We start from the raw sequence: 11,635 nt of genomic DNA, 5'->3' as shown, positions 1-11,635 counted from the left end.
TTGTGTTATATAAGTTGGCTTAATGCAATTTCGAAAGCGGTTGCACTAATTCCTGTTTTTGATTGGTTTTTATTGTGTACATTTTGAATTGCTTTTTTGATGATTTCTGAAGTATCATTAAATATAGCTTCATCAGTCATTTGCACTTTACGTTCCATAAAGTAAGCAAAAACCCTTGCCATACCACAATTCGATATAAAATCTGGAATAAGACTAACGCGATTATCGGTATGTTCCATAATAGAACCAAAAAAGATTTCTTTATCTGCAAAAGGTACATTTGCACCACAAGAAATAACCTCTAATCCAGTGTTTATCATTTGATCTATTTGATCTTGTGTAATTAGTCTAGAAGCTGCACAAGGTGCAAATATTTGTGTTTCTAGCGACCAGATTTTATCATTTATTTCTTCAAAAGGAATAAGCTTATCTGAAACTAATGTGTTTCCATCTTTATTTAAAAACAATTCAGTGATTTCTTCAAAAGAAAAACCATCTTCTTTTATTAATCCACCAGCACGATCTATTATACCAACAACTTTTGCTCCCATTTGTGAAAGGTAAAATGCTGCTGCAGAACCTACGTTACCAAAACCTTGAACGATAGCTTTTTTACCGACAACAGTTCCTCCATAAATAGCATAATATTGTTTAACAGCTTCGGCAACACCAAAACCAGTAATCATATCTGCAATGGTATATTTTCTAGACACGTTTGGCGAAAAATTCGGATTTTCAATCACTTTAATTACACCTTGACGTAACTGTCCAATTCTATTAATTTTATCTGCTTCCGTTGGTTTAAAGTGCCCGTTAAAGACACCTTCTTGCGGATGCCAAACACCACTTTCTTCCGTAATTGGAATTACTTCATGTATTTCGTCCACGTTTAAATCGCCTCCTGTGCCATAATAACTTTTAAGTAAAGGCGAAACTGCGCGATACCAACGTTCTAAAACGCCTTTTTTTCTTGGGTCACTTGGATCGAAATTAATACCTGATTTTGCACCACCAATTGCTGGTCCAGAAACGGTAAATTTAACTTCCATAGTTTTTGCAAGAGACAAAACCTCATTCATATCCAGCCCTTTACGCATTCTGGTTCCTCCTCCTGCAGCACCTCCACGAAGTGAGTTTATGACTGTCCAACCCTCTGCATCTGTTTCCGCATCTTTCCAATTAAATACAATTTCAGGTTCTTTATTTTCGTACTTACTAAGTAAATCTTTCATTAATTTGGTTCGTTGTTAGTGTTAACAAATATAAAAAACAAAAAGTGCTTTATATTATATTTATATTTTTTTTAAGGAAGATAAATTTTTCCTGAACTATGATCTTGTTTCGCTCCTGTTACACTTGCTAAACAATTTATTTCTTCTCTCATTTTTAGAACTCCTAAAAACCCAAAAATTAAAGCTTCTTTAAACTCTATAATTTCTTTAGAAGGTGTAATAAGATTTATTTCCTTGTTATATAAAATTCGAGATAAAAGATAGTCATTATATGTACCGCCTCCAGTTACTAAAATAGTACTTCTAATATTAACATTTTTTGCTATTTCACTTGCAATATGTTCTGTAAATGTGCGAAGTACATCTGCTTCTTTTCGTTTTGAAGCTTCTAATCTTGGAGTTATTTCTTTTTCAACCCATTCTAGTCCTAAAGATTTTGGTGGTCTTTGTTTATAGTATGGCAAATTTCTTAATTCATTTCCTAAATTTAATAAATAGGTTCCAGATTTTGCAATTTTACCTTTATCATCATAAGGGACACCTAATTGATTTGCGTATTTATTTAATACTATGTTTACCGGACAAATATCATAAGCTATGCGTTTTTCATTTTCTGAAGAAGAAATATTTGCAAATCCTCCCAGATTTAAACAATAGTCATATTCAGAAAATAATAATTGATCACCAATAGGTACCAAAGGAGCACCTTGACCTCCAAGAGCTACGTCTTGCTCTCTAAAATCGCAAACCACTTTATTATTCGTTAAAGTAGCCAGTTCTTTCAGATTTCCTATTTGATAGGTTAAAGCCTTCTCGGGTTGGTGCAATGCGGTATGTCCATGAGAACATATAGCATCTATACTTTCAATATTATTTGCTGCAATAAAAGTATTAATTACTTCTGCTAAATATGCCGTGTAATGAATGTCAATCTGCTGTAATTCTTCTAAAGAATTAGACACTAAACCTTTAAGCGTTTGTAACCATTCTTCCGTATAACCAATGGTTGTACAGCATTCAATTTTAAATTTCCAAGAGTTTTCAAAATTAAAAGTGATGTAAGCTAAATCCATTCCATCTAATGATGTTCCAGACATTACGCCAAGCACTTTATATTCATTTTTTATCATATTTGTAAAAATAGTAATCTCTATTGAAAATATGCTATTAAAAAGTTATATTTGTACTCATTTTTTATCATAAAAACATTTAATTAGAACTATGGATTTTAGCTTAACAGAAGAACATATAATGATTCGCGATGCAGCTCGCGATTTTGCTCAAACGGAATTACTTCCAGGAGTTATTGAACGTGACAATGCACAAACTTTTCCGCAAGAATTAGTAAGGAAAATGGGAGATCTTGGTTTTATGGGAATTATGGTAGATCCAAAATATGGAGGAAGTGGAATGGATGCCATTTCTTATGTATTAATTATGGAAGAACTTTCTAAAATTGATGCCTCTGCTTCTGTAATGGTTTCTGTAAACAACTCTTTAGTTTGTTATGGTTTAGAAGCTTATGCAAATGAAGATCAAAAACAAAAATACTTAACAAAACTTGCTACTGGAGAAGAAATTGGTGCCTTTTGTTTAAGTGAACCAGAAGCTGGTAGTGACGCAACTTCGCAAAAAACTACTGCTTTAGATAAAGGAGATCACTACTTAATTAACGGTACCAAAAACTGGATTACTAATGGTGGACGTGCAGGAATTTATATAGTAATTGCCCAAACAGATAACCATAAAGGTTCACATGGAATTAATGCTTTTATTCTTGAAAAAGGAATGCCTGGTTTTGATATTGGACCAAAAGAAGATAAATTAGGAATTCGCGGAAGTGATACACATACTTTACAATTTAATGATGTAAAAGTACCTAAAGAAAATAGAATTGGCGAAGATGGATCTGGATTTTTATTTGCTATGAAAACCTTATCTGGAGGAAGAATTGGTATTGCTGCTCAAGCATTAGGAATTGCTGCTGGTGCTTACGAATTAGCTTTAAAATATTCTAAAGAACGTAAAGCTTTTGGTACAGAAATTTGTAACCATCAAGCGATTGCTTTTAAATTAGCAGATATGCATACCGAAATTGAAGCTGCACGTATGTTAGTTATGAAAGCTGCTTGGGATAAAGACCAAGGAAATAATTACGATATGTCTAGCGCAATGGCAAAATTATATGCGTCTCAAGTTGCTATGACACATACAGTGGAAGCGGTTCAGATTCACGGTGGAAACGGTTTTGTAAAAGAATACCATGTAGAACGTTTGATGCGTGATGCTAAAATTACTCAAATTTATGAAGGTACTTCTGAAATTCAAAAAATTGTAATTTCTAGAGGTTTGATTAAAGGGTAATCATTTATATACCTATCTAAATAATAGTACATTAAATAATATAAAACAGCCTTACAAATTAAATTTGTAAGGCTGTTTTTATGTTTAAAAAAGTAAAATAGAACCATATATACAAAATTGAATACCAGTTATACAATTATAAAACTATTTCCTAAAGGATTCTCATACCTTTAAAGCGCTGTTAATCAGCATCTAAAAAACACCCCCCTATTTACTTAATAAAGTAACATTTATTAGACCTCTAAACCTATTTTAAAAAATTATCCAAGGTTAATTATGTTAACCTTTCTTTTAGAAGGCTATTAAATATCATATAAAACTATTAATCAAACATTAAAATCATGAAAAAAATTATCTTTTTATTTGCATTTGCATCCTTTCTACAAGTAAAAGCGAACAACATCCAAGTGAATAATATATCACTTGAAAATCTAAATGAAGTATCCAATTGGGTAAACGTTGAATTTGATCTCTTTTGGGAGAACTCTTGGAGAATTAGCTCTGGTCCATCCAATTGGGATGCAGCTTGGGTATTCATGAAATATAGAGTTAATAATGGAACTTGGACTCATGCAATATTAAGCCAAGCCAACTCTACTCCTGCAGCTGGGGCAACCATGGAGGTAACTTCTGATGGTATTGGCGCTTTAATATATAGAGATGCTGATGGAAGTGGAAATGTAAACTTCCTAGACAACCAAATTCGTTGGAATTTCGGTTCTACAGACACTAATGATATTATCGACATACAAGTATTTGCTGTAGAAATGGTATATGTCCCTGAAGGTTCTTTTTACGTTGGGGGAACTACTGGAGATGAAGCTAATAAATTTCACTCTGGAGGTTTTTCTACAGCATCTTCTTTTCACATACAATCTGAAAATGCTTTAACTATTGCAAATACTTCTGGAAATTTATATTACACAGCTACTAATGCAAGAGGAGGAGATCAAACTGGAACTTTATCTGCTTCCTATCCTAAAGGGTTTAATGCATTTTATGCAATGAAATATGAAACTACAGAATCGCAATGGTTGGGTTTCTTTAACAGTTTAACGGAAACTCAAAAAACGAATAGAGATATTACAGATACAGCTCACAAAAATAGTGATGCCGTTGTAAATAGGAATACCATTTCATGGACAGGTGGTTCTGCTAGTGCAACTACTACAGCTCCAGATAGACCGGTATCCTTTGTAAATGTTGCAGATATAAATGCATATATGGATTGGACAGGCTTACGTCCTTTATCCGAATTAGAATACGAAAAAGCATGCAGAGGTCCTATCTTACCCAAACCAGGTGAATTTGCTTGGGGAAGTTCCAATATAGCAAGTAATGATTATACTATTGTGAATTCTGGATTTTCAAGTGAACGTGTTACTAACCCAGAAACAAACTCTGGTAATGCTATGTACAGCCTTACGGATGGAACTATAAATGGACCATTAAGAAATGGAATTTTCGCAGCAAGTGCAGTAAACAATAACAGAGAAGAAACAGGTGGAAGTTATTATGGAATAATGGAACTATCTGGTAACCTATATGAAAGATGCGTAACTGTAGGTACTGCGCAAGGAAGAAGTTTTACTGGTTTACATGGAAATGGTATTATTGGTAGTACTAGTGGTAATGGAACCGTTTCTAACTGGCCTAACAGCACTACAGGAGATGGTTATAGTTTTCGTGGTGGTAGTTGGTTAAATGGTGCTGAATATATAAGAATTTCAGATAGATATGATGGAGCTTCTGTAATTTCAGGAGGAAATAATCGTCTTGGGTTTAGAGGAGCAAGAACAGCACCTTAATATATAGAAAGATGAAAAAAATATTTTTAATCTTATCTTTTATAGTATTTCAATGCACACAGATATTTGCTCAGTATAATGGTGGTAATGGCGATGGTCATGATAGTGAAACAAATTTAAATACTACACTGACTAATATTTCGCTTGCAGTATTATATGAAGGTTCAAACGGAGATGGCTATGGCAGTAAAATATTATTAAGCACAACGCTAGAGAATATTGTACTAACCGCATTATATGAAGGTAGTAATGGTGATGGTTTTGATAATGCTATTTTAGTGAGTACTACATTAGAAAACGTTTCGCTTTCTGTTCTTTATGAAGGTAGTAATGGTGACGGATTTGACCAGGAAACATTACTTAATACAACATTAGAAAATATATCGCTTACTGTTCTTTATGAAGGTAGTAATGGTGATGGATTTGACAAGGAAACATTACTTAATACAACATTAGAAAATATTTCGCTTACTGCTCTTTATGAAGGTAGTAATGGTGATGGATTTGACAAGGAAACATTACTAAACACAACACTAAATAATTTATCACTTGTAGTACTTTATAATGGTGGTAATGGCGATGGATTTAATGTTGCTCAAGAACTTGTTTATCTAGATCCTAATCAAATAGTGGATTTAAGATTAAATATAAAGTTATTTCTTCAAGGTCCTTTAATTAATCCACCAAATGCTAGTTTAATGAATGATGACTTACGTGTAAATGGATTTATTCCACTTATGAGTCCCTATCCTGATATGAGGTTAATAAATAACTCCTCTGTTTTAAACAATGGAGGTGCATTAGGAACTGGATTATCTAACGACGATATTGTAGATTGGGTTTGGATTGAAATTCGAAGCGATATGGATAACACTTTTATTGTAGATGATAAATCTGCTTTATTACAACGTGATGGAGATGTTGTAGATATAGATGGTTTATCCAATATATATTTAGAAGGATACACGGATCCTTATTATATAGTAGTGAGACATAGAAACCATTTAAGCGTAATGACACAAAATCCAATTGCTTTGTCGGTATCCCCAACTTTTATAGATTTTACGAATAGTGCTACAGCAACCTTTGGTAATAATGCGCAAATTTCATTATTGTCTGGTGCTAATGCCCTTTGGGCTGGTAATGTAAATGGAGATAGTCTTATTCAATATTCTGGAACAACCCCAGACGCACCAAGTATTTTATCTGAAGTGCTCAATGATCCAGGAAATGTATTAAACTTTCCAACTTTTTTAGCTACTGGTTATAATGTTCATGATGTAGATATGAATGGAAATATACAGTATACTGGAACAACTCCAGATACCCCTTTCATCTTACAAAATGTATTAGCCCATCCTGAAAATGTATTTAATTTTAGTACCCATCAAATTAAAGAACAATTACCAGAAAATTAAATTAAAAAAAACAATTATTATGAAAATATATACATTATTATTTCTCTTTTACTTATTAACGTTACCTATTAATGCACAAGAGGGTTATACCTATACATTAACAGATAATGGTAGTTATAACTATACTATTTCTGCAAGGCCAAATATTAGTTCTTCAGATTTTGCAACATTAGTGCAAAGTTATGGATTTACAATTATTCTAACAGATGGAATAACAGCAACTATAACTTCTTCGTTGGGTAATGGAGCTAATGCCACTTATTTTGATGGTACCAATGTATCACAACCTTCCATAGATGGATATTTAATTACAGAAACTTTAGGTAGTCTTATTGCATTACCATCTCCTTCAAGCGGATTAGAGACACCAATGGTTAGCATTCAAGTAAATGGAGCACCAACAAATGGAACTATTAGCCTTTTAGCTAATGATTCTGTTTTAGCTACGACTATAACTCCTTTAGTAAGTTTCATGCAAGCGGATATGATTGATGATTCTATGTTTCTTTTTACAAATGTAGTAGACCCAAATGCTTCCGCTTTATCGGGAACAAGTTCTTATAATTTTGATACTCTAGACATTGAAGATAATGAAATGAGAACATTTTCCATGCATCCTAATCCAGCAACTAGTATTGTGAAAATTGAAGTACCTGAAAATCTTATTAATTACAAAATAGAAATACATGATACTTTAGGTAAACAAATTTCAATTTCTGTAACTCCAGAAAACACGTTTAATGTGAGTAAACTATCTACAGGAATGTATCTTGTAAGTATAAAAACCGAAGGAAATAAAATCACCAAAAAATTAATAGTTAAATAACTACAAACATGTCTAGATAATAAAAGCTTTAAAATTTAATTTTTGAAGCTTTTATTTCTTTAAATCACCTAACACCAATCGTATTTCACCATACGTGTACTTATCGTCTATTTGATGTTTTAATTCAGAAATATTTTCAAACTTCTGTTTTGGAATAATTTTCTTCAGCTCTTTATAATGCTTTTCGGAAATTAAATCCAAAATTTTAACTTCACCGGAATCTAAAAAACTGGCTAAATGCCCAGCAATGGTATTCACATTTAAATCCCTTTCCATAGCGATTTGTTCGATAGCTTTTCCAGATTGGAATAATTCTAACGAGGTTCTTTTGGTATCTCCTTTTTGTCGTTTTGGCGCTGGCGCTTCAAAAATCTCTGCATTTTTAGAAGTTTCAATATCATTTTCATCGCAATAGTCACGAATCACTTTTAAAATTTGGCTTCCATATTTTTCCACACGTGTTTTACCAAAACCATTTACTTGTAGTAATTCGGTTTTATTGGTTGGTAAGGTTTCACACATTTCATATAAAGACTTCTGATTGAAAACTTGATAGTGAATTAATTCCTTTTCACTAGCAATCGTGTTTCGTAACTCACGAAGCAATTCAAACAGTTCCACATTAGTAGTTCCATCTATAACCGCTTTTCTAGGTTTCTTTGGTGCCTCTTTTGCTAAGAAAACAGATTTAGCTCGTAATTCTAGAAATGGCTTTACCTGAAAGCCCTCCGCTAAACCAGTAAAATATAATTGTTTTGTAGCTAATAATTCTTCAAATAAATCTAAAGCTTTGGTAAAGTCGCTTTCGACAGCCTTATTATCTGTGGCAAAACCAAACGTCTTATAAGGTTCAATAATCTTAGTGGTTACTTCTATTTTGTAATAGGCTAAAGCCTTTACAAAACGTGCTTGAATTTCTTTACTCGATTCTGGAATTTGCGTAACTTCAGAAAGATCTCTAAGCTGTGCTTTAAAACCATTCGCAACTTTAAGTAAACTAGCAACACAGTCTTTGATAGAAACTAAAGGGGCTTCTACATTTCCTTCTATGATTCCTCTATTTTTATAATACACATCCAAAACACGATTCACAGGATACAGAAATTTATAGAAATCAAAAATTTCAGAAATCAAATTTAGTTGAAATTCAGACTTCGATTGATTTAATATAGCTTCGTCTGGCTGGTTTTCTTCCGCTGTTTTATTAAACGAAATCACATTACTATCGCTAATAATCTGACTGGAATTAATTTTACTTTTTAAAACCAAACCTTCCAAACTCTTACAACGACTCAACGCAACATAGGTTTGTCCGTGCGCAAAAGCACCTTCCGCATCAATGATAGCTTTCTCAAAAGTTAAACCCTGACTTTTATGAATGGTAATGGACCAGGCCAAACGCAAAGGCATTTGGGTATACGAACCAATTTTATTTTCTGTAATCGCCTTGGTTTCTTTATCTACATCGTAATTAATGTTTTCCCAAATCTCTGGAGTAGTGATAATATTAAAATCGTCATCCGGACATTTTACAACCACTTCGTCTTTATCTAGTAAAATAACCTTTCCTATTTTACCATTAAAATAACGTTTCTCTGTAGAGCTGTCATTTTTAATAAACATCACCTGAGCACCAACTTTCAAGATGAGCTCTTCTTTATTAGGATAAGAAAACTCCGGAAACTTCCCTTCTACCGAAGCGTTATACGTTACCTTCTTTCCTTTTAATTTCTCTAATTCTAAATGATTGGTTCGCTCTGCTTTGTTATTATGTGTAGTTAATGAAATATATCCCTCATCTTCGGTAGGCGAAAAATCTGGTTGATATCTTTTATTCAATTCATCTGCCGAAGCCTGAGATAAAGTATTGGTTCTAATCTCATTCAGAATATCTATAAACTTCGGGTTATCCTGTCTGTAAATATGTTTTAATTCTACGGTTATCGCATCGCTTTGTTGATAGGCAAGACTACTAAAAAAGAAAGCATTATTATAAAAAGGTTTTAATAACTGCCATTCATTCTCTTTAACCACTGGAGATAATTGTTGTAAATCACCAATCATTAACAATTGCACACCTCCAAAAACTTGATCTCTATTTCTAAACCTTCTTAGCGTTTTATCGATACCGTCTAATAAATCGGCACGAACCATACTAATTTCATCAATCACTAATAAATCCATAGACTTAATAATATTGATTTTGGTCTTCCCAAATTTTCTATTAAAACCACCAGAACCTTTTAAATCTTCGTTAGGTAAAATAGGTCCGAATGGCATTTGAAAAAACGAATGAATGGTAACCCCTTTTGCATTAATAGCAGCTACCCCAGTTGGCGCTACAACTACCATTCGTTTTAAAGAATTCATCTTTAACTTATGCAAAAACGTTGTTTTACCGGTACCTGCTTTTCCTGTTAAAAACACATTTCTGTCCGTGTTATTCACAAAATCCCAAGCTAAATCTAATTCCTTATTTGTTGCCATTATTCCTTTTTCAATACAGATTTTGAAGATAAATAAAATGATTAGTTTTTATGGCGCGTTTTTAAGAAAAATAAAAACCACGCTATCCGCTATATCTTTTTTTAATGCGGAACTATATTCCGTATATCACCATTTAGACGATATTATAATTACTTATTTAATTATAGGTACTAATAAAAAAAGGATGCCGCTGCTATCGTTCGAGCAACTTTGAACCATCTATTTAGCTAAATATAAATATAGAATATTTTCTACAATTAAACAATAAAAAGTTTCTTCAACATCATCCAGTTTTAACCATAATTTTCTGTTGACATTACCGCAAAAAAAAATCCTCAACAAATAAATGTTGAGGATTCTCTAAAAAAGGCGACGACCTACTCTTCCACAATGTAGTACCATCGGCGCAAATGGGCTTAACTTCTCTGTTCGGAATGGTAAGAGGTGAGCCCCATCGCTATAATCACCTTAAGCTTTGGTCCCGCATTTGTTGCGGGATTTCTTTTTAGTAGCCTTTACGGCATATAAAAAGATAAATATCTTAACATATTGAAAAAATTACATGAATGTATTGTATGTACTCTAAAAAAACAGGCGTACAATAAGCCTATGGGTTATTAGTATCACTCGGCTATGACATTACTGCCTTTACACCTATGACCTATCAACGTAGTCATCTCCTACGACCCTTTAAAGAAATCTCATCTTGTGGTGGGTTTCGCGCTTATATGCTTTCAGCGCTTATCCCTTCCAAACGTAGCTACTCTGCAATGCTCCTGGCGGAACAACAGATACACCAGAGGTTTGTCCATTCCGGTCCTCTCGTACTAGGAACAGATCCACTCAAATTTCTAACGCCCACAGTAGATAGAGACCGAACTGTCTCACGACGTTCTGAACCCAGCTCGCGTGCCACTTTAATGGGCGAACAGCCCAACCCTTGGGACCTTCTCCAGCCCCAGGATGTGACGAGCCGACATCGAGGTGCCAAACCCCCCCGTCGATATGAGCTCTTGGGGGAGATCAGCCTGTTATCCCCGGCGTACCTTTTATCCTTTGAGCGATGGCCCTTCCATGCGGAACCACCGGATCACTATGCTCTACTTTCGTACCTGATCGACTTGTAGGTCTCTCAGTCAAGCTCCCTTATGCCATTGCACTCTACGCACGATTACCAACCGTACTGAGGGAACCTTTAGAAGCCTCCGTTACTCTTTTGGAGGCGACCACCCCAGTCAAACTACCCACCAAGCACTGTCCCTTCGTTAGAAGGTTAGACTCTAGATAAGCAAAGGGTGGTATTTCAACAATGACTCCACAACGCCTAGCGACGCCGCTTCAAAGTCTCCCACCTATCCTACACATTACTTATCCAAAACCAATACTAAGCTATAGTAAAGGTGCACGGGGTCTTTTCGTCCCACTGCGGGTAATCGGCATCTTCACCGATACTACAATTTCACCGAGCTCATGGCTGAGACAGTGTCCAGATCGTTGCAC

The 11,635-nt window shown here is 34.1% G+C and carries 7 protein-coding genes and 2 rRNA genes (1 of these 9 running past the window's edge); 4 read left to right on the top strand and 5 right to left on the bottom strand.

Annotation, left to right across the window (positions count from 1 at the left end; all coding sequences use genetic code 11):
• Positions 1 to 5: 5 nt before the first annotated feature.
• Together FG167_RS09545 and FG167_RS09540 are read right to left on the bottom strand one after the other, a co-directional pair.
• Positions 6 to 1,232, bottom strand: a complete 1,227-nt coding sequence (locus FG167_RS09545; RefSeq protein WP_203458079.1) for a Glu/Leu/Phe/Val dehydrogenase dimerization domain-containing protein — start codon at positions 1,230 to 1,232, stop codon at positions 6 to 8.
• A 71-nt stretch (positions 1,233 to 1,303) separates the two neighbouring features.
• Positions 1,304 to 2,362, bottom strand: coding sequence for an anhydro-N-acetylmuramic acid kinase (locus FG167_RS09540; protein WP_203458078.1), 1,059 nt, complete (start codon positions 2,360 to 2,362; stop codon positions 1,304 to 1,306).
• Between the two features lie 91 nt (positions 2,363 to 2,453).
• Here FG167_RS09540 and FG167_RS09535 point away from each other — a divergent pair, with 91 nt between their 5' ends.
• The 4 genes from FG167_RS09535 (at position 2,454) to FG167_RS09520 (ending at position 7,648) form a co-directional block, all read left to right on the top strand.
• Positions 2,454 to 3,596 carry an acyl-CoA dehydrogenase gene (locus FG167_RS09535; protein ID WP_203458077.1) on the top strand — a complete coding sequence of 381 codons (1,143 nt, stop codon included), beginning with the start codon at positions 2,454 to 2,456 and terminating at the stop codon, positions 3,594 to 3,596.
• Positions 3,597 to 3,937: 341 nt separating this feature from the next.
• A complete protein-coding gene (locus FG167_RS09530; RefSeq protein ID WP_203458076.1) occupies positions 3,938 to 5,404 on the top strand; it encodes an SUMF1/EgtB/PvdO family nonheme iron enzyme in 1,467 nt (488 codons plus the stop codon).
• 11 nt (positions 5,405 to 5,415) lie between these two features.
• Entirely contained in the window at positions 5,416 to 6,822 is a 1,407-nt protein-coding gene (locus FG167_RS09525) for a hypothetical protein (RefSeq protein WP_203458075.1), read from the top strand.
• A 19-nt stretch (positions 6,823 to 6,841) separates the two neighbouring features.
• A complete protein-coding gene (locus tag FG167_RS09520; protein WP_203458074.1) occupies positions 6,842 to 7,648 on the top strand; it encodes a T9SS type A sorting domain-containing protein in 807 nt (268 codons plus the stop codon).
• 51 nt (positions 7,649 to 7,699) lie between these two features.
• Here FG167_RS09520 and FG167_RS09515 read toward each other — a convergent pair whose 3' ends face one another.
• The 3 genes from FG167_RS09515 to FG167_RS09505 all read right to left on the bottom strand — a co-directional run.
• A complete protein-coding gene (locus FG167_RS09515) occupies positions 7,700 to 10,135 on the bottom strand; it encodes a helix-turn-helix domain-containing protein (RefSeq protein ID WP_203458073.1) in 2,436 nt (811 codons plus the stop codon).
• A 364-nt stretch (positions 10,136 to 10,499) separates the two neighbouring features.
• Positions 10,500 to 10,606 (bottom strand): 5S ribosomal RNA (rrf, locus tag FG167_RS09510).
• 126 nt (positions 10,607 to 10,732) lie between these two features.
• Positions 10,733 to 11,635, bottom strand: a 23S ribosomal RNA gene (locus FG167_RS09505); it runs 1,919 nt beyond the window's last position.

Origin of the sequence: Lacinutrix sp. WUR7 (genome assembly GCF_016864015.1) — a bacterium.
GTDB lineage: Bacteria > Bacteroidota > Bacteroidia > Flavobacteriales > Flavobacteriaceae > Oceanihabitans.
The sequence above is the reverse complement of the archived record's forward strand: the minus strand, read 5'-3'. Positions and strand labels throughout refer to the sequence as shown.

Coding starts and splice junctions, on each gene's coding strand:
- FG167_RS09515 (WP_203458073.1), bottom strand. CDS start 10,135: ATGGCAACAAATAAGGAATTAGATTTAGCTTGGGATTTTGTGAATAAC.
- FG167_RS09520 (WP_203458074.1), top strand. CDS start 6,842: ATGAAAATATATACATTATTATTTCTCTTTTACTTATTAACGTTACCT.
- FG167_RS09540 (WP_203458078.1), bottom strand. CDS start 2,362: ATGATAAAAAATGAATATAAAGTGCTTGGCGTAATGTCTGGAACATCA.
- FG167_RS09525 (WP_203458075.1), top strand. CDS start 5,416: ATGAAAAAAATATTTTTAATCTTATCTTTTATAGTATTTCAATGCACA.
- FG167_RS09545 (WP_203458079.1), bottom strand. CDS start 1,232: ATGAAAGATTTACTTAGTAAGTACGAAAATAAAGAACCTGAAATTGTA.
- FG167_RS09530 (WP_203458076.1), top strand. CDS start 3,938: ATGAAAAAAATTATCTTTTTATTTGCATTTGCATCCTTTCTACAAGTA.
- FG167_RS09535 (WP_203458077.1), top strand. CDS start 2,454: ATGGATTTTAGCTTAACAGAAGAACATATAATGATTCGCGATGCAGCT.